Origin of the sequence: Nocardioides cavernae (assembly GCF_016907475.1) — a bacterium.
GTDB lineage: Bacteria > Actinomycetota > Actinomycetes > Propionibacteriales > Nocardioidaceae > Nocardioides > Nocardioides cavernae.
Map to the genome: position 1 here is coordinate 1,800,875 of NZ_JAFBCA010000001.1, position 23,279 is coordinate 1,824,153.

Genomic DNA, 23,279 nt, shown 5'->3' on the forward strand with positions numbered 1-23,279 from the left:
CCGCCCTCAGGGTGTAGAGACGGGGCCGGGCTCCGGTCATCGTCGAGGTGACCGACAGGGGACGGTCGAGGCCCCGCCGGTCGTCGCGATCGGCGGGGCTCCTTCGTCATCTCGGCGCGCGCCACTCGTCCTCGAGCATCGCGAACACGAGCTGGGTGGCCCACGCGCCCTTGAAGAACACGTTGTCGACCAGGCGTGCCTCCTGCCGCATGCCCAGCCGGGCCAGCAGCCGGGCGGAGGCGACGTTCTCCTCGATGCAGACGGCGGAGATCCGGTGGAAGCCGAGCTCGTCGAAGCCCAGCCGCAGCATCGCCGTGGCGGCCTCGGCGGCGTAGCCCTGTCCCTGGTGGTCGCGGCCGAGCGCGAAGCCGACCTCGCCCTGACGGTCCGCGGCCCACTTGAGCAGCACCTCGCCGATCACCGTGCCGGTCGACCGCACCTCGACGGCGAGCACCAGCCACTGGCCGTGGGCGACGAGCTCGGTCTGGGTGAGCTTGACCTGCAGAGTCTCCTCGGTCGCCGCGCGGTCGCGGACCGGCCACGGCACGTAGCGCACGACCTCGGGATCGCCGCGGAACTGCGCGAGGTCGTCGAGGTCGCTCGTCCGGTGCGGACGCAGGAGCAGCCGGTCTGTCTCGATCGGCAACCGCACGTCCGGCCCGGCCTCGCCCGCGAGGGAGTCTTCGGGCGCGCTCACAGCGAGAAGTGACCGGGCGCGAGGCTGCGCAGCACGCAGAACTCGTTGCCCTCCGGGTCCGCGAGCACCGTCCACGACTCCTCGCCCGTCTGCCCGACGTCGGCCCGCGTGGCACCCAGGGCGAGGATGCGCTCGACCTCCTCCTCCTGCGGTACGTCGACGGGGGAGACGTCGAAGTGCGCGCGGTTCTTGACGACCTTCGGCTCGTCGACCTTCGCCAGGAAGATCGTCGGCGGCACCGGTCCGGAACGCACGGCGTCGAGCAGGGCCTGGTCCTCGACCCTCGCCGGACTGATCTCCACGAGCCCCGGCTCGCGGTGGACGACCTCCCAGCCCAGCACCCCGCACCAGAAGTCGGCGAGCAGGTCCGGGTCGTGGCAGTCGAGCGAGATCTCGGTCAGTCGGGAGGCCATGCAGCGATCCAAGCACGGTCATACTGGCGGACGTGTTCAATCGGAAGCCCCCGTCGGTGTCGGCCTCTGACGCTGCCCGTGCGGCGGACGCGGGCCGGGTGGTCGTCTACTGGCGCAAGGGCTGCCCGTTCTGCAAGCGGCTCCAGCTCGTGCTCGGGAATCGGGTGGACGACGTCGTGTGGGTCGACGTGTGGGCCGACCCCGACGCGTCGGCGTACGTCAGGAGCGTCAACGACGGCGACGAGGTCGTCCCGACGGTCGTCATCGGCGGCGTGCCTCACACGAACCCGCCCCCGCGCGAGGTCCTCGCGGCGCTCTGAACCTCCCGGCGGCAGCCGGTGGTCTGGTTTGATCGCCCTGTGCGCACGCTCCTCAACCTCGTCTGGCTGGTCCTCGGCGGGTTCTGGCTGTTCCTCGGCTACGTGCTCGCCGGAGTGCTGCTGTGCATCCCGATCATCACGATCCCGTGGGCGATCGCTGCCTTCCGGATCGCGGGCTTCGCGCTCTGGCCCTTCGGCCGGACCATCGTCGCCAAGCCGTCGGCGGGCGTCGGCTCGTTCATCGGCAACGTGATCTGGTTCGTGCTGGCCGGCTGGTGGCTGGTCATCGCGCACATCGTGTCCGCCGTGGCGCTCGCAGTCACGATCATCGGCATCCCGCTGGCGCTCGCCGACCTCAAGCTCATCCCGATCTCGCTGGCGCCGCTCGGCAAGGACATCGTCCCCACCCGCAGCGGCGAGTTCGACCGCCACCGCTAGCGAGCCGCGCGAGGCCCTCGCCGCGCCCTACGGCCGCGCACGTGCGGCGGAAGTGGCCCCCGAATGACCGGAACGAGGGCCACGACCGCCGCACGTGCGGCGCTCAGAAGTCCTCGTCGAACCCGACGGCGCCGCTCACGCCGACCTGGTAGGCCGAGACCTTGCGCTCGAAGAAGTTGGAGAGCTCCTGCACGTCCTGCAGCTCCATGAACGCCAGCGGGTTCTTCGAGCCGTAGATGACCGGCAGGCCCAGGCGCTCCATCCGGCGGTCGGCGACGTACTCCAGGTAGGAGCGCATGTCGGCCGTCGAGAGCCCGGCGACCCCGCCGCCGAGGAGGTCCTCGGCGAAGAGCGCCTCCGCGTCGACGCCGTCGACCAGCATCTGACGGACCTGCGCGGCCATCTCGTCGTCGAAGAGCTCGGGCTCCTCCTCGCGCACCGTGTCGACCACGTCGAAGGCGAAGGCCATGTGCATCGACTCGTCGCGGAAGACCCAGTTGGTGCCGGACGCGAGGCCGTTGAGGAATCCACGCGAGCGGAGGAAGTAGACGTAGGCGAACGCCCCGTAGAAGAACAGGCCCTCGATCACCGCGGCGAAGCAGATCAGGTTGAGCAGGAACTTCCGCCGGTGCTCCCGGGTCTCGAGCGCGTCGAGGTCGAAGACGGAGTCGATCCACTGGAAGCAGAAGTCGGCCTTGGCCTTGATCGAGGGGATGTTGTCGACCGCCGCGAACGCCTCGTGGCGCTCCGTCTCGTCGGGCACGTAGGTGTCGAGCAGCGTCAGGTAGAACTGCACGTGCACCGCCTCCTCGAAGAGCTGACGCGACAGGTACAGCCGGCCCTCGGGGGAGTTGATGTGCTGGTAGAGGTTGAGCACCAGGTTGTTGGCGACGATGGTGTCCCCGGTCGCGAAGAACGCCACCAGTCGCGACACCAGGTGCCGCTCGGCGTCGCTGAGCCGTTGCAGGTCCTTGAGGTCGGAGTGGAGGTCGACCTCCTCGACGGTCCAGGTGTTCTTGATCGCGTCGCGGTAGCGGTCGTAGAAGTGCGGGTAGCGCATCGGCCGCAGGGTGAGGTTCATCCCCGGGTCGAGCAGCATCTTCGTGTCGTCATGGGTGATGGTCACTGGCAGGCCTCGCAGTTCTCGGGGTTCTCGAGCGAGCAGGCGAGCGCCTCGTCGTCCGAGATGGTCAGGGGAGTGGTCTCGACGGCGTCAGGTGCGGTGACCGACACGGTCGTCTGCTGGATCCGCGTCGCCGGGCGCGAGCGCAGGTAGTAGGTCGTCTTCAGGCCGGACTTCCACGCGTGGAGGTACATCGACGAGAGCTTCCCGATCGAGGGTCCGGCGATGAAGAGGTTGAGCGACTGGCTCTGGTCGATGTACGGCGAGCGCGCGGCCGCCATGTCGATCAGCGCCCGCTGGGGCAGCTCCCAGGCAGTCCGGTAGAGCTCGCGGACGTCGTCGGGCAGCTGGGCGAGGCCCTGCACGGACCCCTCCGCCCGCTTGATCGCCCCGCGCACCTCGGCCGTCCAGAGACCGCGCGACTTCAGCTCCCGGGTGAGGGCGGCGTTGACCTGGAGGAACTCGCCCGACAGGGTCTCGCGCTTGAACAGGTTGGACACCTGCGGCTCGATGCACTCGTAGCAGCCGGCGATCGAGGCGATCGTGGCCGTCGGCGCGATGGCGACGAGCAGCGAGTTGCGCAGCCCGTGCTCGGCGACCGACTTCCGCAGCGCGGCCCATCGCTCGGCCTGGGCCGGCGAGGCGTCCCAGTGGTCGGGCTGGAGCACGCCTGCGGCCGCACGCGTCTCGTCGTACGCCGGGTGGGGGCCGTGGCGTCGCGCGAGGTCGACCGACACCTCGAGGGCGGTCAGGTAGATCTCCTCCTGCACCCGGGTCGAGAGCTCGAGCGCCTCGGGGGAGTCGAACGGCAGCCGCAGGGCGAAGAAGGCGTCCTGCAGGCCCATCAGGCCGAGCCCGACCGGGCGCCAGCGCGGGTTGGACGCGGCCGACTCGTCGCTGGGGTAGTAGTTGATGTCGATCACCCGGTCGAGCAGCGGCACGGCCGTGCGCACGGTCTCGCGGAGCTTGTCCCAGTCGACGCCCCCGTCGGCGAGGTGCTGGGCGAGGTTGATCGAGCCGAGGTTGCAGACCGCGGTCTCGCGGTCGGAGGAGACCTCGATGATCTCGGTGCACAGGTTGGACAGGTGGACGACGGGCCCGCCCGGGGTGTCGCGGGTCTGGTTGCAGGTGCGGTTGCTGGCGTCCTTGAAGGTCATCCAGCCGTTGCCGGTCTGGGCGAGGGTGCGCATCATCCTGGCGTAGAGGTCGCGGGCCCTCACCTGCCGCACCACTCGGCCCTCGTCCTCGGCGCGGCGGTAGGCCTCGTCGAACGCCGCGCCCCACAGGTCGGGCAGCTCGGGCGCCTGGTCGGGGTCGATCAGCGACCAGTCGGCGTCGGCCTCGACGCGACGCATGAACTCGTCGGGGACCCAGTTGGCGAGGTTGAGGTTGTGGGTCCGCCGGGCGTCCTCGCCGGTGTTGTCGCGCAGCTCGAGGAACTCCTCGACGTCGGGGTGCCACGGCTCGAGGTAGACGCAGGCCGCGCCCTTGCGCCGACCGCCCTGGTTGACGGCCGAGACCGACGAGTCGAGGGTGCGCAGGAACGGCACGATGCCGTTGGACTGACCGTTGGTGCCGCGGATCAGGGCGCCGCGGGAGCGGACGCGGGAGAAGCCGATCCCGATGCCGCCGGCGAACTTCGACAGCTTCGCCACCTGGGCGTAGCGCGCGTAGATCGAGTCGAGGTCGTCGCGTGGGCTGTCCACGAGGTAGCACGACGACATCTGGGTGTGCCGGGTCCCGGAGTTGAACAGCGTCGGCGACGACGGCAGGTAGGCCAGCGACGACATCAGCCGGTAGAACCGGATGGCCTCGCCGGGGGACTCCGCCAGCCCCGAGGCGACGCGCAGCAGGAAGTACTGCGGGGTCTCGACGACCAGCCGGCTCGACGGGTGGCGCAGCAGGTAGCGGTCGTAGACCGTGCGCAGCCCGAAGTACTCGAAGCGTCGGTCGCCGTCGACGTCGATCGCGAAGTCGAGCTTGCGGGCGTTGTCCTTGACGAACCGGGCGGTGTCGTCGCCGATCAGCCCCTCCGCGTGGCCGAGCGCCACGGACTGGCTGAACGACATCACGCCCTGGTTGCGCACCTCCTTGTCGACGTACGACGACAGCAGGCGTGCGGCCAGCCGGGAGTACTGCGGCTCCTCGCCGATCATCTCGGCGGCCGTCTGGATCGACAGCCGGTCGAGCTCGGCGGTGGTGGCGCCGTCGTAGAGCCCGCTGATCGTGCGGGTCGCGACGCGCATGGGGTCGACGTCGGCCAGGTCGGCACTGACCCGGTCGACGGCCCGGACGATCTTGTTGACGTCGACGGGCTCGTCGTCGCCGTTGCGCTTGCGCACCTGCATGGACGTGCGTCCCGGTGCGGTGGTGACCGTCATTTCTCTCCTCGCGAGGTCGGTCCTGGGGAGGTCCGGGGTCGCGGGGAGGAGTGAGGGAGCACGAGGTCGCGCAGGCGCAGCGTCGTACGAGCCCACCGGCCTTCCCACGAGGCCCCGGACCACCGCGCCCGGTCGGGCACGGTGCGCTGGCAGGTCTTCGGACTCGTGGGCGCGCCTCCCGGACTCGTCCGGTCGACCCCTACCGGCCGTCGCTTCCCAGGTCTGGCGACCCAGTGCTGTGTGACGGCTGTCGTTCCCACTCACCGCTGCGGGGCAGTCCCGGACTCACACCGGGTTCCCTCTTGCCTCGACGCGCCTGGCTGACGCGCCGAACCAGCTACGTGGAACACCATATGTAGGGCTCGCGGAGAAGTGTGGGACCACATCTAGTGGCGGCGTGTCGGCCCGCCGTGTCCGCTCAGGAGGAGGGCGTGAGCGCGACGTGCTCCCGCGCGATGGCCGCGCCGAGGCGCGCGTTGTGCTCGACGAGCGCGATGTTGGCGGTGAGCGAGGCACCGTCGCTGATCTCGACGATGCGGCCCAGCAGGTAGGGCGTGGCGTCCTTGCCGGTGATGCCGAGGGAGTCCATGTCGGCGAGCGCGCGGTCGATGATCGCGCCGATCTCCCCGGCCGGGATCTCGGACTCGGCCGGGATCGGGTTGGCGACGACGACGCCGCCCGCGAGCCCGAGGTCCCACTTGGCCCGCATCAGCGCAGCGACCTCGGCGGGGGAGTCGACGCGCATCGGTGCGGCGAATCCCGACGAGCGGGAGAAGAACGACGGGAACTCGTCGGTGCCGTAGCCCAGGACCGGCACCCCCAGCGTCTCGAGCTTCTCCAGGGTCAGGCCGATGTCGAGGATGCTCTTGACGCCCGCGCAGACCACCGCCACCGACGTCGTCGAGAGCTCGGTGAGGTCGGCCGACACGTCGTACGACGTCTCGGCGCCGCGGTGCACGCCGCCGAGCCCGCCGGTCACGAAGACGCTGATGCCGGCGAGGGCAGCCAGGCGCATCGTCGAGGCGACGGTCGTCGCGCCGTGCAGGCCGCGCGAGACGACGTAGGGCAGGTCGCGCAGGGAGACCTTGATGACCGACTCGTCGGAGGCAAGCAGCTCGAGGTCGTCGGCGGACAGGCCGATCGTCGGCCGGCCGTGGAGCACGGCGATCGTGGCCGGCACGGCGCCGCCGTCGCGGACGATGCCCTCCACGGTGCGTGCCATCTCGACGTTCTGCGGGTAGGGCATGCCGTGGCTGATGATGGTGCTCTCCAGCGCGACGACCGGCAGGCCGGACGCGAGCGCGTCGCGGACCTCGTCGGTGACGGTCAGCATTCAGGATCCCTTCTCGGACGGGTGCTGCTCGGTGTCGTGAGTGATGGCGTCGGCCAGGTCGGGCCGGACGGTGTGGTGGCTCTCGACGGTCGCGGCGGCGGCGCGGTGGCCGAGGCGCGCGGCCTCGACGGGGTCCGCGCCCGTCAGCCAGGCCGCGACCCAGGCCGCGAGCATCGCGTCACCCGCGCCGGTCACGTCCACGACGGTGGCCGGGACGGCGGGCAGGTGGACCGGCTCCTCGCCGCGGCTGCACATCCACGACCCTTCGGCACCGTGCCTCAGCCAGACGTGCTCGACGCCCCGCTCGTGCAGGTCGGCCACGGCGGCGCGCCAGTCAGCAGGGGCGCGACCGGTGAGCGCCGCGATCTCGTCGGCGTTGGGTGTGACGAGGAACAGGTCGTGCACCAGGTCCGCCAGCCGAGCTGCCTTGGCGACCGAGACCGGCTCGAAGGCGAGCGGGACGCCGGCGTCCGCGGCGGCGGCGACGACCCGGGTCGCCTGGGCGTGCGGGAGGTTGCCGTCGAGCACGACGAGCGCCGCGTCGGTGAGGTGGACCGTCTCGAGCTGCAGCTCGTCGACGATCGCCATGTCCGACACCGCGGCCACGAGCTCGCCGCGGTCGTCGAGCACGGCGGTGTAGGTGCCGGTCGCACCGGGCGCACGGCGTACGGCGGCGATGTCGGCACCGCACGCGGCGGTCACCCGCAGCGCCTCGTCGCCGAAGGCGTCGTCACCGACGGCGGACACCAGTCGCACCGGGGTGCCGAGCAGCCCCAGGCATGCGGCGACGTTGCGGCCGACGCCGCCGGGGGAGATCCGGGTGTGGCCGGGGTTGCTGGTCGCGGGGACGAGGGGCGAGGAGGTGCGGGCGACGACGTCCATGTTGGTCCCGCCGACGACCACGACCCACTGCTTCACGCGCAGATCCTGACAGACGCCGCGCCGACGGACGCGGCACCCGCGGGAACACTCACAGGAACGTCACAGGTCGCACCCACGCAGGCCCCAGCGGGGACCGGCAGGTTCGTCCCCATGACCCACCTGCACACCCCGGCAGCGATCCCGCTCGCGCCGCCGACGCCGGACCCGGCGATCGGCGTCCGGGCCCGGCGCGACGACGTCGTCCGGCTCGTGGCAGGGACCACTCTGTGGCTCTCGCTGCTCCTGGTCGTCTGGTGGTGGCTCACCGGTGGCGGCATCACCGACCTGGGCGGCTGGGCGGCCGGCCTGTCGTCCCTGGGTCGGGTCACCGGCCTCGTCGCCGCCGTGCTGCTCCTCGCCCAGGTCCTGCTCATGGCGCGCATCCCGGTCCTGGAGCGGGCCTTCGGCCAGGAACGGCTCGTGCGCATCCACCGCCTGGTCGGCCTCACCTCGTTCGACCTCATGGTGGCGCACGTCGTCCTCATCACGTGGGGCTACGCCGCCGGCTCGGTCACCGCCGTGCCCGCGACCCTGTGGGACCTGGTCGTGAACTACCCCGGAATGCTGCTGGCCACCGCGGCCACGGTGTGCCTGGTGATGGTGGTGGCGACCAGCATCCGCGCCGCCCGCCGCCGCCTCCGCTACGAGTCGTGGCACCTCATGCACCTCTACGCCTACCTCGGCGTCGGGCTCGCGATCCCGCACCAGCTATGGACCGGTGCCGACTTCACCTCCTCGCCGGGCCGCCGGGTCTTCTGGTGGACCGCGTGGGCGGCGTGCGCCGGGAGCGTCCTGGTGTGGCGCGTCGCCCTGCCGGTCTGGCGCAACCTGCGCCACGACTTGAGGGTCGCCGCCGTGGTGCCCGAGGGTCCCGGCACGGTCTCGGTGCACGTCACGGGACGTGACCTGCACCGGTTGCCGGTCGAGGCCGGGCAGTTCCTCACCTGGCGCTTCCTCGGACGCAAGGGAAGGACGCGCGCCAACCCGTACTCGCTGTCGGCGGCCCCCGACGGCCGGTCGCTGCGGATCACCGTGCAGGACGTCGGCGACGGCAGCGGCGCCGCTCCCGGCCTCGACGTCGGCTCACGGGTCTGGGTCGAGGGGCCCTACGGGCGCCTCAGCCCCCGCGCCCGCCGCAACCGCAAGGTGCTGCTGATCGGCGCCGGCGTGGGGATCACCCCGCTGCGCGCGCTCGCGGAGGGGCTGGCGTACGCACCCGGCGACGCGGTGCTCCTCCACCGCTGGTCCGACGAGCCGATCTTCGCCGACGAGCTCATCGCCCTGGCCCGGCACCGCGGCCTCGTCGCCTGGGGCATCCCCGGTGCCCGGCGGGCACCCGACTCCTGGCTGGGCGACGGGGTCGAGGCCCCCACCGACCTCGCCGCCCTCACCGCCTGGGTGCCTGACGTGGCCGAGCGCGACGTCTACGTCTGCGGCCCGGGCCCCTGGGCCGACCTCGTCGTCCGCGACCTCCGCGCGGCCGGCGTGCCCGACCGGCACGTCCACGTCGAGAGCTTCGGCTGGTGACCCCGTGAGACGCATCGTCCTGTGGGTCCTGAGCACCCTGTCCGCCTTGGTCGCCCTCCTCGGCTACCACACCTCCACCTCGTCGGTGATGGCCACCGCGGCCCCCGAGAACGCGATCTCCGGCTCGTTGCGAGCACAGGCTGCGACGAAGTCCACGTCGGGATCGGCCTCGGGATCCGCGTCGGGGTCCGCCGCGGGGCAGTCCTCGACCCCGGCGTCCACCGTCATGGGCGAGAGTGTCGGCACGCCCTACGGCCCGGTGCAGGTCCGGGTCGCCGTCGACGGGTCGACGATCACCGACGTCACCGTGCTGCGGTACCCCGACCAGGACGGCCACAGCGTGCAGATCAACCAGTACGCCCTGCCGCAGCTCATCAACGAGACCCTCGACGCGCAGGGCAGCGGCATCTCCATGGTCAGCGGCGCCACCTACACCAGCCAGGGCTACCTGCAGTCGCTGCAGAGCGCCCTCGACCAGGCGGGGCTGTGACCGCGGTGGGGGCCGGAGTCGCCCCGGTCGTCCGTCGCGTCGAGCACGTGATGGGCATGCCGATCAGTCTCGCGCTGCGGGGCACGCACACCCGCGACGACCGGGCCGAGGCGGCGTGGCAGGAGGCGCTGGCCGAGCTGCGGTGGGTGGACGCGGTGTTCAGCACCTGGCGTGCCGACAGCCAGGTCTCGCGGCTGGGCCGGGGCGACCTCACGCTCGAGCAGTGCGACCCGGCGGTCGCCGAGGTGATGCGCCTGGGCGACGACGCGCGCGCGTCCTCCGACGGGGCGTTCGACGTGTGGCTGACGGACCCGGACGGCGTACGACGCCTCGATCCGAGCGGGGTCGTCAAGGGATGGGCGGTCGACCGTGCGATCGCTCCGCTGCTGGCGCTGCCCGGCACGGACGTGTGCCTGTCGGCCGGCGGCGACATGGTCTGCCACGTCACGGATCCCGACGGCGAGCCGTGGGTGGTCGGCGTCGAGGACCCGCACGACCCCACGCGACTGGTGGCGCGGGTTCCCCTCCTGCGTGGCGCCGTCGCGACCTCCGGGTCGGCGCACCGCGGTGGGCACGTGGTCGACGCGCGGACGGGCGTGCCGTCGACGGCGCTCGCCTCGGTGACGGTCGTCGGCGCCTCGCTCACGAGCGTCGACGTCGACGCGACCACCGCCCTCGCCCTCGGGGTCGACGGCCCGGGCTGGCTGCGCTCACGCCTCCGCACCGGCGTGGTGGTGTGGGCGGACGGCCGCGTCGAGACGGTGGCGTGAGCGGCCGGGCTGCCCGCGTCAGATCTCGTCGTCGACGTACGTCGGTCGCGCCACGCGCACGCCTGCGATGGTCAGCGGCACCGAGGTGAGGGCGAGCAGCACGAGGATGAGCGTCCAGCCACCAGTGGCCTCGTGGACGAGGCCGACGAGGAAGGGCCCGGCGGCGGCGAGCGCGTACCCGACGGGCTGCACGAAGCCGGAGAGCTGGGCGGTCACCGACGGGTGGCGGGTGCGGGCGGCGATGAGCGCGATGGCCGTCGGGAACGCGAGCCCGGAGTAGCCGAGCATCAGCGCCCAGGCCCAAGGGACGGTCGCCGGCGCGACGATGAGGCCGGTGTAGCCGAGGGCGAGCATCACCCCGAACGACACCGCCATCGCGCGCAGGCCGCGACCGCGCTGGATGATCGTGGGCAGGACCAGGGCGCCGGCGATGCCCACGCTCGAGAGCAGCGCCTGGAGCGCACCGGCGTGCGACGCCGAGATCCCGGCGTCGCGGTAGACCTGCGGGAGCCAGCCGAACTGGACGTAGGCGTGCATCGACTGGACGCCGAAGAGCACCGTCAGTGCCACGGCGGTGGGTGAGTGGATGATCCGCCCGCTGGGGGCGGCGTCGCCGCTGACCTGGTGCTCGGCGGGGGAGCGCCGCTCGTGGAGGGTCAGCCATCCCCACAGCGGGAGGGCGACCACCGCGAGGAGACCCCACATGCCGAGGCCGGCCCGCCACGACCCGGCTGCCTCGCTGACCGGCGCGGTCAGCACGGAGCTGAGGGTGGCGCCCACGACGAGTCCGGTGCCGTAGACCGTCATCAGCGCGACGGCGTGCCCGTGGGCCTTGATCCATGCCGGCACGAGGACGTTGCCGACGGCCATCCCGGCCAGGCCGACGACGGTGAGGAGCAGGAAGAGGGGGACGTTGCCCGTCGTGACGCGCAGGAGGAGGCCGAGCGCTGCCGCGGCGAGACCGATCGTGATGCCGGCGGTCATCCCGACCTTGCGGGCGAAGGCCACAGACACGGCCCCGACGAGGCCGAAGACGAGGCCGGGCAGACCGGTCATGGCTCCGGCGACCGCCGCACTCATGCCCAACCCGGTGCGCAGCTCCTCGAGCACCGGTCCGACCGACGAGGCGCCGGGACGCAGGTTGACCGAGACGAGGACGACGGCGGCGAACAGGATGCCGAACGCGAGGCCGGTGGTGCGTACGGCGCCGCGTGGGCGGGCGTCAGCGTCGGTCACGTGCACCGACCCCCGCGACGGTCCTCGCACCGAGCTTCGCGCCGACCCTGGGCAGCACCAGGAACGCGCCCAGGACCAGGGTCGCGACCACGACGAACGCGGTCGCGGTGCCCTGGCCGCTGGCCTGTCGCAGGACCATGCCACCGACCAGCGCTCCCACCCACACGAAGAGTCCGGACGTCAGGGCGGCGGGCGGTCTCCTCGCTGCGACCAGGGCCGCCCAGGCGAGCAGCGTGCCGGCGAGGAACGGCCACGCGGTCGTCCACCAGCCGGCGACGGTGAGCGAGTCGTAGTGGCTGAACCGCCCGATCGCCGCGAAGACGGCGACGAGCAGGAGGTCGAGCGCGAGCCACATGCCGGCCAGCCTAGGCAGCACTACCCTCGGGTCATGGCGGCCCCCACCACTGAGCTCAGGTCGGCGGTCCACTGGGGTGTCGCCCACGGCCTGCCGACGCTGTACCTCCGTCGGGCGGCCGCCCAGGGCGACCTGCAGGCCCGGCTCATCCGGCTCGGGGCGACCGGCACGGACGGCGTCTTCGGCCTGGTCGAGGAGATCCGGTCGCAGGGCCCGCTCTACCGCTCGGGCATCGGCTACGTCACCACCGGCCATGCCGCCGTACGCCACGTCCTCACCAGCGACGACTTCCGCACCGGGCTGCCGACCGCCCAGGGCGCGTTGGGCCGGATCTCGCGCTGGGCCGCGCCGACGACGCTCCACCCTGTCGAGCCGCCGTCGCTGCTGGTGACCGAGCCGCCCGACCACACCCGCTACCGCAAGCTCGTCACGCGTGTGTTCACCATGCGCGCGGTGGAGCGGCTGCGCGAACGGACCGAGGAGATCGCCTCCGACCTCCTCGACACCCTCGAGAGGAGGGCCTCAGGTCCGGTCGACCTCGTCGACACCTACTGCTCGGTCCTGCCCGTCACCGTCATCGCCGAGATCCTCGGGGTGCCCGAGGAGGAGCGCGCGCAGGTCCTAGACTTCGGCGCGGCGGCCGCACCGAGCCTCGACCTGGGGCTCGGGTTCCGGCGCTACCGTTCCGTCGCCCGGGCGCTCGCGCAGTTCGACGCCTGGCTCGGCCGGCACCTCGAGACGCTCCGCCGTACCCCCGGTGACGACCTGCTCAGCCAGCTGGTCGCCGTCCGGGAGGAGGGCCGCGGGCTGGACGAGACCGAGCTGAAGGCCACGGCCGGGCTGGTCCTCGCGGCAGGCTTCGAGACCACGGTCAACCTGCTCGGCAACGGCATCGCGCTGCTCCACGACCACCCCGCCGAGCGGGCCCGCGTCACCGCCGACCCGTCGCTGTGGCCCAACGTCGTCGAGGAGGCGCTGCGCCTCGACCCGCCGGTGCTGCTCACCGGCCGGATGGCGGTCCGCGACGCCGAGGTCGCCGGCGAGGAGGTGCGCGGGGGCTCGATGGTCACCGCGATCCTCGGCGGCGCCAACCGCGACCCCGAGGTCTTCGCCGACCCGCTGCGTTTCGACGTCGCCCGAGCCAACGCTCGCGACCACATCTCGTTCTCGGCCGGCCGTCACCACTGCCTCGGTGCCCAGCTCGCGCGGATGGAGGGTGAGGTGGGGCTGCGCGCGATCTGGGAAAGGTTCCCGGACCTGCGCCTCGAGCCGGGCGCTCGTCGCCGGGAGACCCGCATCCTGCGCGGCTTCGAGACGCTCCCGGCCACGCTCCGACCCTGAACCACCCTTCCCCAATTCGGGGCTTGCCGGTCGCGGACGGCGGGGAGACACTCGAGAAGCGGGGGCGCTGCAGGGACGGTGCCATGGAGGAAGGCCCGACGACGGGAGCCGGCAGCGGTGCGGACGTGCACCGCAGGTCGGACGACGTCCAGGAGCAGGCGGCGGCGACGCGCGAGATCCTGGCAGGGGGCGCACCGTGACCGGGCAGACCGTGCTCGCGGTGGACGACCAGCAGACCAACCTCCGCCTCCTCGACGCGGTGCTCTCGCCCCGGGGCTACGACGTGCTGACGGCGACGAGCGGGCAGGAGGCGCTCGACCTCCTCCGGTCGTCCCCGGTCGACGTGGTCCTCCTCGACGTGCAGATGCCGGGCATGGACGGCTGTGAGGTCTGCCGTCGGATCCGGCAGGACCCCCGTACCGAGTTCCTGCCGGTCGTGATGATCACCGCCGGCGGTGGCGCCCAGCGGCTGGAGGGGCTCGAGGCCGGGGCTGACGACTTCATCACCAAGCCCTTCGACCAGTCCGAGCTGCTGGCCAGGGTGCGGTCCCTCGCGCGGATCAAGGGCTACCACGACACCGTGCGCAGGCAGGCCGCCGAGCTCGCCGCATGGAACCGCGAGCTCGAGGAACGGGTGACCGCGCAGGTGGAGGAGATCGAGCGCATGGGTCGGCTGCGCCGCTTCCTGTCGCCGCAGCTGGCCGACGTCGTCGTCAACGACGAAGGTCTCCTGGCCAGCCACCGCCGCGAGATCGTCGTGGTCTTCTGCGACTTCCGCGGCTTCACGTCCTTCGCCGAAGCCTCCGAGCCGGAGGAGGTGATGCACGTGCTCGGCGAGTTCCACCTGGCGCTGGGGGCACGCATCGAGGATCACGGCGGGACGCTCGAGCGCTTCACCGGCGACGGCGTGATGGTCTTCTTCAACGATCCCGTGCCTGTGCCCGACGCGGCCGGTGCGGCGATCGCGATGTCGCTGGCCGTCCGCGAGGACGTACGACGCCTCGCCACGGGCTGGGCGCGTCGGGGCCACGACCTGTCGTTGGGGATCGGCGTCGCGCAGGGCTTCGCGACGCTGGGCCGGATCGGGTATCCCGGTCGCTCGGACTACGCGGCGATCGGGAGCGTCACCAACCTGGCGGCTCGCCTCTGCTCCGACGCGGGCCCGTGGCAGGTGCTGGTCACCGACCGCGTGCTGGCGCAGGTCGAGGAGAAGGTGGCGGCGGACGTCGTGGGCGACGTGCAGCCGAAGGGTTTCAGCCGACCCGTACGGGTGCACGACGTGCTGCCGGGGACGATCGGGAGGTAGGCGGATGGACGCGTCGACGACGCTGGCGGACCTGGACGAGGAGGAGCGCTACGCCGCCTTCGACCTCCTCCAGCAACGGCTGCCTCAGGTGTGGGACGCCATACAGCGTGACCGGCCCGAGGAGTCGGCGGTCGTGGTGCCGTCCGTCAGCCTCGAGGGAACGACGGCGACGAGCGGGACGCTCATGCAGGCGATGGAGGAGCGCGCGCTGTTCCAGCTGCTGCTGCTGCGACAACCGATGCTGCGGCTCGTCTACGTCACGTCCTCACCCATCGCCGACGAGATCGTCGACTACTACCTCAGCCTGCTGCCCGGGGTGATCCCCAGCAACGCCCGCCGGCGGCTCTTCCTGGTGTCGGTCGGCGACGCGTCGGCGCGGCCGCTGAGCCAGAAGGTGCTGGAGCGGCCCCGCGTGCTTCACCGGATCCGCGACCTGGTCCCCGACCGGTCCGCCAGCCACCTGATTCCCTACACGACCACGGAGCTCGAGCGCGACGTCGCGATCAGCCTCGGCATCCCGATGTACGGCGCGGACCCGCGCCTCGCGCCGCTGGGCAGCAAGTCCGGGTGCCGCCGGCTGTTCAGTGACGTCGGCGTCCGCGCGCCGGCGGGGGCCGAGGGCCTCCGGTCGGTGGACGACCTCGCGGCCGCGGTGGCGCCGATGCGGGCCGACCTGCCGTCCTTGACGGAGGTGATCGTGAAGATCAACGAGGGCGTGTCCGGGTCGGGCAACGCGCTCGTCGACCTGTCGGGGCTGCCGACGCCGGGCGACCCCGACGAGGCGTCCGCGGTGCGCGCCCGGATCCACAGCTTGCAGCCAGAGGCCTCTGGCCTCGGCGTGGACGAGTTCCTCGCAGGGTTCGAGCGTCTCGGAGGGGTGGTGGAGGAGCGGATCACCGGGACGGCGCTGACCAGCCCCAGCGTGCAGATGCGGGTCCTGCCGGACCGCACCGTCGAGCTGCTGTCGACCCACGACCAGCTGCTCGGCGGAGCGAGCGGGCAGAAGTACCTGGGGTGCGTGTTCCCGGCCGACCCGGCGTACTCCCGCCTGATCTCCGACCCCGCGATGGCCGTCGGTCGCGACCTCGCCGAGCGTGGCGTGATGGGTCGGTTCGCCGTCGACTTCGTCACGGTCCGCGACGCCGCGGACGACTGGACGGCCTACGCGATCGAGCTCAACCTGCGCAAGGGCGGCACCACCCACCCCTTCCTCACCCTGCAGTACCTGGTCGGTGGCCAGTACCACGGCGACGAGGGGCTCTACCGTGCGGCCTCGGGGTCCGCGAAGTTCCTCGTTGCGACCGACCACCTCGAGGACGAACGCCTGATGGCGCTCACCCCGCGCGACGTGTTCGACGTGGTGGCACGCCGGCGACTGCACTTCGACCACTCGCGCAAGACCGGTGTCGTCTTCCACATGATCAGCTGCGTGACCGAGTGCGGGCGGCTCGGCATGACGGCGATCGGCGACAGCCCCGAGCAGGCCTGGGACACCTACCAGGACGCCACGAAGGCGCTGCTGGAGGAGGCCGAGCTGGCGTGCACGCCGGGGATGCTCCCCAGGTGACGGGCGGCGGGCCGTTCGTCTGGTACGCCGCCTACGGGACGAACCTGTCGACGGTCCGGCTGGGCTGCTACCTCTCCGGTGGACGTCCTTCGGGAGCCGAGCGCCGCTACGACGGATGCCGCGACCCCTCTCCGCCACGGGACGTCCGACCCGTCGAGCTGCGTGGCCGCCTCACCTTCGCCGGTGAGTCGAGCGTGTGGGGAGGTGGCATGGCGTTCTTCACCAGCGACGCCGGCGGAGTGGTCCACGCGCGTGCCTACCTGCTGCGCCTCGAGCAGCTCGGCGACCTCGTCGCGCAGGAGGTGCGGCAGCCGGTGGGCGCGGACCTCGTGCTCGCGCCCGACAGGCGCCCGACCCGTCACGGGCTCTCGCGGACGTACGACGTCCTGCTCGACGTCGGTGAGCTCGACGGGCACCGCATGCTCACCCTCACCGGCTCGAGCGTCCCGCCGGCCCACGCCCCGTCGGCGTCGTACGTCCGCACGATGCTCGAGGGCCTGGCCGACGGGTTCGGGCTCGACGCGGACGCCCGGGTCGCCTACCTCGCGAGCGCCGACGGGGTCGCTCTCCGCTGGACCGTGCCGACGCTCCGTCGAATGTTGCCCGCGTGAGTCGACCCCGGGATAGGTTCCCCCGGTGCCGAACCGAGGAGCAGCGCGCCTGCTCGTGCTGCTGCTCGCCGCGACCGTGCTGTCGATCGCCGGTCCCGCGTCCGCCGACGAGTGGGTGCCGCGCCCCGTGCTCAACGTCGACTTCCCCGATCCGGCGGTCGTGGCCGCGCCCGGCGGCCTGGTCGCCTACGCCACCGGGGACCTCGTCCCACACGCCTGGTCGCGGCAGCCCGACGGGCCGTGGCGGCGCGGGCCGGGCCTGCTGACGCACAAGCCGTCCTGGTCGCGCGAGGGCGGCGTGTGGGCGGTCGACGTGGCGCGGGTCCGCGGCCAGTGGCTCCTCTACTACGCGACCCCGGTGAAGGGGATGGGCGAGCACGGACGCTGCATCGGCGTCGCGCGTTCGCGTGCCGCGCGCGGGCCGTTCCGGCCGGTCGGCAGTGCTCCGCTCGTGTGCCCGTCGTACGCCGGCACGCCCACCGCGCAGGACCCGCTGCTGCCGCGCGACCCGACGCTCCCGCGCGCCGGGGTGATCGACCCGTCCTACTTCCGCGACGCCGACGGGTCGTCGTACCTCCTCTACAAGACCGACCGGATCCCGTCCACCGTGCGCGTCGTGGCCCTGACCCGCGACGGCCAGTCGGTGCAGACCGGCGCGACCAGCGTGGAGCTGCTCCGGGCCGAGGGCGTCCTGGAGAACCCGGTGCTGACCCTGCGGCCCGAGGGCTACGTGCTGCTGGCCTCCGAGGGCGACTGGACCCGCTGCGGCTACCGGACGACGTGGCGCCGCTCGACCGCCCTGCTCGACTGGACGGCAGCTGTCGGCGGGGTCTTCCTCGACACCACGACCACCGGTCTGTGCGGCCCGGGTGGTGCCGACCTGGTGGAGCGGAAGGACGGCGAGCTGACGGCGTACCTGCACGGCTGGACCTGCCGCGACACCGTGCTCCCCTGCGCGGGCACCGGCAAGTGGGACCACAAGCCCGGTCAGCGAGGGCGGCGGGCGCTGTACGCCGCAGAGCTGGGCTGGCTCGACGGTGTGCCGCAGGTCACCCGCTGGCTCCGCGCCCGCTGACCGGGGCCCGACCTAGGCTCGGGGGATGGCTTCCGAGTGGGACACCCACACCTCCCTGACCGCGGCCGGAGACGGCCTCTTCGGCGCCGACCTCGACCCCGGCTGGGTGGTCGGCGGTGGCGTCAACGGCGGCTACCTCCTCGGCGTCCTCGGCAGGGCGATCGCCGAGGCCGTGCCGGCCAAGCCGCACCCGCTGGCGGTCAGCGCCTACTACCTCTCCGCCTCGCGGCCCGGGCCCGCGCAGGTCTCCACGCGCGTGCTGCGCGAGGGCGGCTCGGTCGCGACCGTGGCGGCCGAGCTCGGCCAGGAGGGCGCCACCCGGATCACCGCCCTGGCGACGTACGGCGACCTGCGGGCGATGCCGTCCGACGTGGGCACCACCGCCGAGGAGCCCAGCCTGCCGCCGATCGAGGAGTGTGTCCCGGCGTCCCTCGCCCCCGAGGACGTGCGCCGGATGGCGCCGCTGCTGGGACGCTTCGACATGCGCTTCGACCCGGCCTGCGTGGGGTGGGCGATGGGCGCCCCGAGCGGCAACGGCCACATCCAGGCGTGGTTCCGGATGGCCGACGGCCACGACGTCGACCCCGTCGGTCTGCTCATGGTGTGCGACGCCCTGCCGCCGGTCACCTTCGACCTCGGCCGCCCCGGCTGGGCCCCGACCCTCGAGCTCACCGTCCACGTCCGGGCCGTCCCCGCGCCGGGGTGGTTGAAGGTCTCGCACCGCACCCGCAACGTCGCCGGCGGGATGTTCGAGGAGGACTGCGAGGTCTGGGACTCCGCCGGCCGCCTCGTCGCCCAGAGCCGGCAGCTCGCGATGCAGCCGCGCGCCTGACCTCAGCCCGGATCCACCGATCTCTCGCCTGCTGCGCGGCGTCGATCGGTGGATCCGGGCTCAGTCGAACCAGCGCCGGTCCATCGACAGGATCCAGCGGCGGCGGGGGTGCTCGGTGACCGACCAGATCCGGTCGGTCGAGGGCCAGTAGGTCAGGTCCTCCGGCCCCATCGGGAGCGCCCAGCGTCGCTCGCGCATCGAGCCGGGACGGCCGGCGAAGATGCTGCCCGGCATCCACGGACCGTGGGACACCGTCACGTGGTAGCGACCGGCGGCCAGGACGGCGCCCTGCATCTGGCGCACCCCGCCCTCGTCGATCGCGAGCGGCCGCGAGAAGCCGTCGTCGCCGGTGGCGAGCTGCCACGTGGCGGGGTCGAGCTCGTAGCGGGCGAGCCGGGTCGTCGCGTCGGGGTCGAGGGCGTACTCGCCCGCGAGCAGCGCCGGCGGCTCCGAGCGGCGGTCGAGCGACATGAAGGAGTAGCGCAGCTTCTCGTGGCCCTCGTCGGCGAAGGCCTGGTAGGTGAAGCGGACCGGCAGGACGTAGCGGTGCCCGTAGGAGTAGAGCGACGTGCCCTCGATGCCGAACCGGTCGGGGTGGTCGTCGTCGCCGGCCACCCGCATGATGTCGTCGACCCGCGCGGTGACGAAGCCGCGGCTCGTGGCGGCGATGTGCAGGTAGGGGCCGGCCCACACGATGCCCCCGGCGTGGATGCTCATCGGCCGCAGGGTGAGGTGGCCGGCCTTGTCGAAGACGGGTGAGACCAGCAGCACGTGGCGGTACTTCCCCGAGTCCAGGTCGACGAAGGTCACCCGCGAGCCGCGCTTCACGCCGTCCTTGCCCGTGGAGTACCAGGTCGTCACCACGACCCGGCGACCCCCGATGTCCTCGGTGTCGGAGGAGTCCGCGCTCGTGGAGATGCCCTGGGGGTACCACTGCTCGTCACGCTCGTCGTAGTCGTCCCAGCGGTACGCCTCGCGCACCGCCCGGCCGAGGAGCCGGGGCACGACCCGCGCCCGCCGCACGTCGTACTTGAGGTCGTCGAGCAGCCCGTCGAGGCCGGTGGGCTCGCCGATCACCGAGGCGAGGGCCGCGATCTCGCGGACGTTCTCGTCGGTGCGTCGCAGGTGGACGCCCTGGACGTTCGGCGACTCCGAGGCGGTGGTCATCCTCCGACACTAGCCAGCGGTCGCGGTGGAGAATGACCCCCGTGAGGGCGATCTTCTTCGACGAGGACGATGCACGGGCCGTCGTGGCGCGCCTCCGCGCCGACGGCTTCGAGGCCGAGGTCGCGCGCGAGCGTCTGGCGGGGGAGGACGACGACGAGGACCACCCGTGGGCGGTCGTCTCCGACGCCCCGGCCTTCATGCTCGAGGTGCTCGTGGACACCCACGACGGCTGGCTCGACGAGGACGATGACGGCCCACGGGAACAGGGGCCACCGCTCCCGCCGTTGCACCTCCCGATGGCGCCGAAGCGGATCAAGCGCCCAGACCTAGGCTGAGGTTCATGACCGACCACCGCATGCTGCTCGTCCACGCCCACCCCGACGACGAGTGCATCAACAACGGCGCCACCATGGCGCGCTACGTCGACGAGGGTGTCGGCGTCACCCTCGTGACCTGCACCGCCGGCGAGATGGGCGAGGTGCTCGTGCCCGAGCTCTCCTACCTCGCCTACGAGGAGAAGGGCGGGCTCGGGGAGCACCGCCGCGGCGAGCTGGACGAGGCGATGACGGTCATCGGCGTCACCGACCACCGCTTCCTCGGCGGCTTCGGCCGCTTCCACGACTCGGGCATGGCGTGGCACGAGGAGGGACACGCGATCCCCGCCGAGGAGATCCCCGACAACGCCTTCTGGAACGCCGACCTCACCGAGGCGGCCGACGAGCTGGTGAAGGTCATCCGCGAGGTGCGGCCGCAGGTGCTCGTCACCTACGACCAGTTCGGCGGCTACGGCCACCCCGACCACATCCAGGCCCACCGCGTCGCGATGTACGCCGCCCAGCTGGCGGCCGTGCCGTCCTACCGGCTCGAGCTCGGCGAGCCGCACGACATCGCCAAGATCTACTGGACCGCGATGAGCGAGTCGCGGATGCGCGAGAGCCTGCGCGAGCTCCGGGAGTCCGGCGACACCGAGACCTTCAAGGGCATGGAGCCCGACGGCAAGCTGCCGCCGTTCGTGACGCCCGACGAGCTGATCAGCGCGCGCGTCGACGGCAGGGCCACTGTCCAGCGGAAGATGGACGCACTCGCCAAGCACGCGACCCAGGTCGAGCAGGACGGCCACTTCTTCTCCGGTGCCGAGAGCGGCCACTCGTGGTGGGCGGAGGAGTACTACCGCCTGGCGCGGGGCACCGCCGGCACGACGGGCGCGGACGGGTTCGAGGAGGACCTGTTCGCGGGCCTGTGAGGGCGGCGTACGGGCTGGCGGCCCTCGTCGTCGGGTTCGTGTCCGGCGCCGCGGGCACGCTGGTCCACCAGCGCTGGTGGGGCCTCGTCCTGGCCCTCGCCGCCGCACTGGCCACGCTCGCCTGGCTGCCGGCCGGAGGCGTGCGTCTGGCGTTCGCGGTGGGCTGGTGCGTGCCGGTCCTGCGCGGCGCGCTGGAGCGTCCGGGCGGCGGCTTCCTGATCAGCGGGGACGCGGCCGGGTGGTCGTTCCTGGCCGGCTCCGCGGTGCTCCTGGTGGTCGCCCTGGCGACGGCCGGCGCGGGACGTCGTACGCCCGGGGGTGCGCAGCCGGGGAGTGCCGACGATCCGGGAGTTCGGGGTCTGCCCTCCTAGACTCGCCGCGTGCCGAAGAACCAGACCAGTGACGCGCAGCCCCGCGAGAAGGCGGGCGCCAAGGTCGTGCTGTGGCTGCTCCTCGGGCTCGTGGTGCTGTTCGGCGGGCTCTACGTCGCCGCGCACTACGTCGCCGGCGACAAGGTCCCGCGCAACACGACCGTCGCCGGTGTCCGCATCGGCGGGCACCCCCAGGACGAGGCCGCCGAGCGGCTCCGCGCCGGGCTCGCCGACCGGGTCGCGCGCGACATCGCGACGACCGTCGACGGCGAGCAGGTGGCCGTCGACCCCGCCCAGGCCGGCCTCTCGGTCGACTACCAGTCCTCGGTGGCCGAGGCCGGGGGCGAGGAGAGCTGGGACCCGGTCCGGCTCTGGAACTACTTCACCGGTGGTGAGGCCTTCGACGCCGAGGTCGAGGTCGACGAGCCCACCTACAACGCGTTCCTGACCGGTCTCGACGAGCAGTACGGCGCCACGGCTCGCGACGGGGCGATCGCCTTCGCCGGCGAGCGGATCGAGACCACCAAGGCCCGCGCAGGCCGGGCGCTCGACCCCAGCGACACGCTCACCGCGCTGCGGGGTGCGTTCCTCGACGAGGACCCTGACGACGTCGCCCTCGCGATGGCCGAGGTGCAGCCCGACATCGACGCCTCCGACGTCCAGGAGGCCCTCGACGGCTTCGCGTCCCGGGCGGTCGCAGCGCCGGTGACGCTGACGTTCGAGGGCTCGAACGTCAAGGTGTTCCCGGCCGACTACACGGCCGCCCTCACCCTGGTCCCGACCAACGGCGAGCTCGTGCCGACCCTCGACCCCGCGAAGCTCAACGAGGTCGTCGGCGCCCGGATCACGCAGGGCGCACCGGTCGACGCCACCGTCACGCTGGTGGACGGCCGACCGCAGGTCGTCCCGGCCAAGCCTGGTGTCACCTTCGACCCCGCCGAGCTCGAGGCCGGCTTCCTCGGCGCCGTCGCCAAGCCGCAGGGCGAGCGGACCCTGGCCCTCACCGCCACGGTGGCCAAGCCCGACTTCACCACCAAGGAGGCCCGCGCGCTGCAGGTCCGCGAGCGGGTCTCGACCTTCACGACCTACTTCCCCTACGCGGAGTACCGCAACGTCAACATCGGTCGTGCCGCGGCGCTCATCGACGGCACGCTGCTCAAGCCCGGCGAGACCTTCTCCCTCAACGACACCGTCGGCGAGCGCACCGAGGCCAACGGCTTCACCAAGGGCTACGTCATCAACGACGGCATCCTCGTGCAGGACCTCGGCGGCGGCGTCTCGCAGATGGCTACCACCTTGTTCAACGGCATGTTCTTCGCCGGGCTCGAGGACGTCGAGCACAAGCCGCACTCGTTCTACATCGACCGCTACCCGATCGGGCGCGAGGCGACCGTCGCGTGGGGCGCCGTCGACCTGCAGTTCCGCAACGACACCCCCTACGGCGTGCTGATCGACACCTCGTTCACCAACTCGACGCCGTCGTCCTCCGGTGCCGTGACCGTCACCATGTACTCCACGAAGTACTGGGACATCACCACCACCACCGGCGAGCGGCACAACCTCACGCCGCACAAGACCCGGCGCATCGACTCGCTGACCTGCCACGAGAACGAGGGCTTCGGCGGCTTCGACATCGACGTGGTGCGCTACTTCCAGCCGGTCGGTGAGAACACCGAGGCGCGTGACGACGAGGTCTTCAGCACGACCTACACCCCCAGCGACACGGTGATCTGCACCAACCCCGACGCGGTCGACGAGTAGG

25 protein-coding genes and 1 riboswitch are annotated in these 23,279 nt (G+C 72.3%); of the genes, 15 read left to right on the top strand and 10 right to left on the bottom strand.

All coding sequences use genetic code 11. The annotated features are described in order from the left end of the window. Window positions 1-106: 106 nt before the first annotated feature. Complete coding sequence (locus JOD65_RS08310; protein ID WP_307821027.1) at window positions 107-697, bottom strand: GNAT family N-acetyltransferase; 591 nt, start codon at window positions 695-697, stop codon at window positions 107-109. After that, on the bottom strand, window positions 694-1,110 hold the full coding sequence (locus JOD65_RS08315; RefSeq protein ID WP_191196284.1) for a VOC family protein: 417 nt from the start codon (window positions 1,108-1,110) through the stop codon (window positions 694-696). The genes JOD65_RS08310 and JOD65_RS08315 overlap by 4 nt, the downstream gene beginning before the upstream one ends. Before the next feature lie 32 nt (window positions 1,111-1,142). On the opposite strand from JOD65_RS08315, the gene JOD65_RS08320 reads away from it, so the two are divergent. Both JOD65_RS08320 and JOD65_RS08325 read left to right on the top strand, forming a co-directional pair. Then, on the top strand, window positions 1,143-1,430 hold the full coding sequence (locus JOD65_RS08320) for a glutaredoxin domain-containing protein (protein ID WP_204811031.1): 288 nt from the start codon (window positions 1,143-1,145) through the stop codon (window positions 1,428-1,430). 39 nt (window positions 1,431-1,469) lie between these two features. After that, window positions 1,470-1,868 (top strand): YccF domain-containing protein, encoded by a 399-nt coding sequence (locus tag JOD65_RS08325; RefSeq protein WP_191196285.1) that lies wholly within the window; start codon window positions 1,470-1,472, stop codon window positions 1,866-1,868. Window positions 1,869-1,971: 103 nt separating this feature from the next. Here the strand turns inward: JOD65_RS08325 and JOD65_RS08330 are convergent, their stop codons facing one another. From JOD65_RS08330 to JOD65_RS08345, 4 genes are all read right to left on the bottom strand, one after another. After that, a complete protein-coding gene (locus tag JOD65_RS08330) occupies window positions 1,972-2,994 on the bottom strand; it encodes a ribonucleotide-diphosphate reductase subunit beta (protein ID WP_307821028.1) in 1,023 nt (340 codons plus the stop codon). Continuing rightward, window positions 2,991-5,372 (bottom strand): ribonucleoside-diphosphate reductase subunit alpha, encoded by a 2,382-nt coding sequence (locus JOD65_RS08335; RefSeq protein WP_204811033.1) that lies wholly within the window; start codon window positions 5,370-5,372, stop codon window positions 2,991-2,993. The genes JOD65_RS08330 and JOD65_RS08335 overlap by 4 nt, the downstream gene beginning before the upstream one ends. A 131-nt stretch (window positions 5,373-5,503) precedes the next feature. Next, window positions 5,504-5,725: riboswitch (cobalamin riboswitch) on the bottom strand. Window positions 5,726-5,790: 65 nt separating this feature from the next. After that, window positions 5,791-6,705, bottom strand: coding sequence for a pseudouridine-5'-phosphate glycosidase (locus tag JOD65_RS08340; RefSeq protein ID WP_191196286.1), 915 nt, complete (start codon window positions 6,703-6,705; stop codon window positions 5,791-5,793). After that, a complete protein-coding gene (locus JOD65_RS08345) occupies window positions 6,706-7,623 on the bottom strand; it encodes a carbohydrate kinase family protein (RefSeq protein ID WP_191196287.1) in 918 nt (305 codons plus the stop codon). 114 nt (window positions 7,624-7,737) lie between these two features. Here JOD65_RS08345 and JOD65_RS08350 point away from each other — a divergent pair, with 114 nt between their 5' ends. Next, window positions 7,738-9,153: a ferredoxin reductase family protein gene (locus JOD65_RS08350; RefSeq protein WP_191196288.1), complete on the top strand. Its 1,416-nt coding sequence runs from the start codon at window positions 7,738-7,740 to the stop codon at window positions 9,151-9,153. 63 nt (window positions 9,154-9,216) lie between these two features. Here JOD65_RS08350 and JOD65_RS23190 read toward each other — a convergent pair whose 3' ends face one another. After that, a complete protein-coding gene (locus JOD65_RS23190) occupies window positions 9,217-9,381 on the bottom strand; it encodes a hypothetical protein (protein ID WP_224747942.1) in 165 nt (54 codons plus the stop codon). Here JOD65_RS23190 and JOD65_RS08355 point away from each other — a divergent pair. Further along, window positions 9,380-9,643: an FMN-binding protein gene (locus JOD65_RS08355; RefSeq protein ID WP_224747943.1), complete on the top strand. Its 264-nt coding sequence runs from the start codon at window positions 9,380-9,382 to the stop codon at window positions 9,641-9,643. The two genes, JOD65_RS23190 and JOD65_RS08355, sit on opposite strands and share 2 nt — an antisense overlap. Next, window positions 9,640-10,413: an FAD:protein FMN transferase gene (locus JOD65_RS08360; RefSeq protein WP_307821030.1), complete on the top strand. Its 774-nt coding sequence runs from the start codon at window positions 9,640-9,642 to the stop codon at window positions 10,411-10,413. Before JOD65_RS08355 ends, JOD65_RS08360 begins: the two co-directional genes overlap by 4 nt. An 18-nt stretch (window positions 10,414-10,431) precedes the next feature. On the opposite strand, the gene JOD65_RS08365 is transcribed toward JOD65_RS08360, so the two are convergent. Continuing rightward, window positions 10,432-11,649 (bottom strand): MFS transporter, encoded by a 1,218-nt coding sequence (locus tag JOD65_RS08365; protein WP_191196290.1) that lies wholly within the window; start codon window positions 11,647-11,649, stop codon window positions 10,432-10,434. After that, window positions 11,636-12,004 carry a DUF3054 domain-containing protein gene (locus tag JOD65_RS08370; protein ID WP_191196291.1) on the bottom strand — a complete coding sequence of 123 codons (369 nt, stop codon included), beginning with the start codon at window positions 12,002-12,004 and terminating at the stop codon, window positions 11,636-11,638. The genes JOD65_RS08365 and JOD65_RS08370 overlap by 14 nt, the downstream gene beginning before the upstream one ends. Window positions 12,005-12,037: 33 nt before the next feature. On the opposite strand from JOD65_RS08370, the gene JOD65_RS08375 reads away from it, so the two are divergent. The 6 genes from JOD65_RS08375 to JOD65_RS08400 all read left to right on the top strand — a co-directional run bounded on the left by JOD65_RS08375 (window position 12,038) and on the right by JOD65_RS08400 (window position 18,736). Next, window positions 12,038-13,345, top strand: coding sequence for a cytochrome P450 (locus JOD65_RS08375; protein WP_191196292.1), 1,308 nt, complete (start codon window positions 12,038-12,040; stop codon window positions 13,343-13,345). 196 nt (window positions 13,346-13,541) lie between these two features. Then, complete coding sequence (locus tag JOD65_RS23960; RefSeq protein WP_191196293.1) at window positions 13,542-14,651, top strand: adenylate/guanylate cyclase domain-containing protein; 1,110 nt, start codon at window positions 13,542-13,544, stop codon at window positions 14,649-14,651. 4 nt (window positions 14,652-14,655) lie between these two features. Further along, entirely contained in the window at window positions 14,656-16,218 is a 1,563-nt protein-coding gene (locus JOD65_RS08385; protein WP_191196294.1) for a peptide ligase PGM1-related protein, read from the top strand. After that, a complete protein-coding gene (locus JOD65_RS08390; RefSeq protein ID WP_204811035.1) occupies window positions 16,215-16,829 on the top strand; it encodes a histone deacetylase in 615 nt (204 codons plus the stop codon). Before JOD65_RS08385 ends, JOD65_RS08390 begins: the two co-directional genes overlap by 4 nt. A gap of 25 nt (window positions 16,830-16,854) precedes the next feature. Beyond that, complete coding sequence (locus tag JOD65_RS08395; protein WP_191196296.1) at window positions 16,855-17,904, top strand: family 43 glycosylhydrolase; 1,050 nt, start codon at window positions 16,855-16,857, stop codon at window positions 17,902-17,904. Window positions 17,905-17,929: 25 nt separating this feature from the next. Continuing rightward, window positions 17,930-18,736, top strand: a complete 807-nt coding sequence (locus JOD65_RS08400) for a thioesterase family protein (RefSeq protein ID WP_191196297.1) — start codon at window positions 17,930-17,932, stop codon at window positions 18,734-18,736. A gap of 60 nt (window positions 18,737-18,796) precedes the next feature. Here JOD65_RS08400 and JOD65_RS08405 read toward each other — a convergent pair whose 3' ends face one another. After that, window positions 18,797-19,903, bottom strand: a complete 1,107-nt coding sequence (locus JOD65_RS08405) for a hypothetical protein (protein ID WP_191196298.1) — start codon at window positions 19,901-19,903, stop codon at window positions 18,797-18,799. A gap of 41 nt (window positions 19,904-19,944) precedes the next feature. Here JOD65_RS08405 and JOD65_RS08410 point away from each other — a divergent pair, with 41 nt between their 5' ends. The 4 genes from JOD65_RS08410 to JOD65_RS08425 are packed head-to-tail and all read left to right on the top strand — an operon-like array spanning window position 19,945 to window position 23,278. Further along, the gene (locus JOD65_RS08410) at window positions 19,945-20,238 is read left to right on the top strand and encodes a hypothetical protein (protein WP_224747944.1); all 294 of its coding nucleotides are present in this window, start codon (window positions 19,945-19,947) and stop codon (window positions 20,236-20,238) included. A gap of 5 nt (window positions 20,239-20,243) precedes the next feature. Beyond that, window positions 20,244-21,146 (top strand): N-acetyl-1-D-myo-inositol-2-amino-2-deoxy-alpha-D-glucopyranoside deacetylase, encoded by a 903-nt coding sequence (gene mshB, locus JOD65_RS08415; RefSeq protein WP_191196300.1) that lies wholly within the window; start codon window positions 20,244-20,246, stop codon window positions 21,144-21,146. Further along, on the top strand, window positions 21,143-21,517 hold the full coding sequence (locus JOD65_RS08420; protein ID WP_191196301.1) for a hypothetical protein: 375 nt from the start codon (window positions 21,143-21,145) through the stop codon (window positions 21,515-21,517). The genes mshB and JOD65_RS08420 overlap by 4 nt, the downstream gene beginning before the upstream one ends. Before the next feature lie 9 nt (window positions 21,518-21,526). Next, window positions 21,527-23,278 (top strand): VanW family protein, encoded by a 1,752-nt coding sequence (locus JOD65_RS08425; RefSeq protein WP_191196302.1) that lies wholly within the window; start codon window positions 21,527-21,529, stop codon window positions 23,276-23,278. Window position 23,279: the final 1 nt, after the last annotated feature.

Excerpts from the sequence above, each read along its gene's own strand:
- JOD65_RS23190 (WP_224747942.1), bottom strand. The coding sequence starts at position 9,381 with ATGACGGTGGACGCCGGGGTCGAGGACTGCCCCGCGGCGGACCCCGAC.
- JOD65_RS08370 (WP_191196291.1), bottom strand. The coding sequence starts at position 12,004 with ATGTGGCTCGCGCTCGACCTCCTGCTCGTCGCCGTCTTCGCGGCGATC.
- JOD65_RS08385 (WP_191196294.1), top strand. The coding sequence starts at position 14,656 with ATGGACGCGTCGACGACGCTGGCGGACCTGGACGAGGAGGAGCGCTAC.
- JOD65_RS08350 (WP_191196288.1), top strand. The coding sequence starts at position 7,738 with ATGACCCACCTGCACACCCCGGCAGCGATCCCGCTCGCGCCGCCGACG.
- JOD65_RS08375 (WP_191196292.1), top strand. The coding sequence starts at position 12,038 with ATGGCGGCCCCCACCACTGAGCTCAGGTCGGCGGTCCACTGGGGTGTC.
- JOD65_RS08405 (WP_191196298.1), bottom strand. The coding sequence starts at position 19,903 with ATGACCACCGCCTCGGAGTCGCCGAACGTCCAGGGCGTCCACCTGCGA.
- mshB (WP_191196300.1), top strand. The coding sequence starts at position 20,244 with ATGACCGACCACCGCATGCTGCTCGTCCACGCCCACCCCGACGACGAG.
- JOD65_RS08340 (WP_191196286.1), bottom strand. The coding sequence starts at position 6,705 with ATGCTGACCGTCACCGACGAGGTCCGCGACGCGCTCGCGTCCGGCCTG.
- JOD65_RS08400 (WP_191196297.1), top strand. The coding sequence starts at position 17,930 with ATGGCTTCCGAGTGGGACACCCACACCTCCCTGACCGCGGCCGGAGAC.
- JOD65_RS08355 (WP_224747943.1), top strand. The coding sequence starts at position 9,380 with ATGGGCGAGAGTGTCGGCACGCCCTACGGCCCGGTGCAGGTCCGGGTC.
- JOD65_RS08315 (WP_191196284.1), bottom strand. The coding sequence starts at position 1,110 with ATGGCCTCCCGACTGACCGAGATCTCGCTCGACTGCCACGACCCGGAC.
- JOD65_RS08335 (WP_204811033.1), bottom strand. The coding sequence starts at position 5,372 with ATGACGGTCACCACCGCACCGGGACGCACGTCCATGCAGGTGCGCAAG.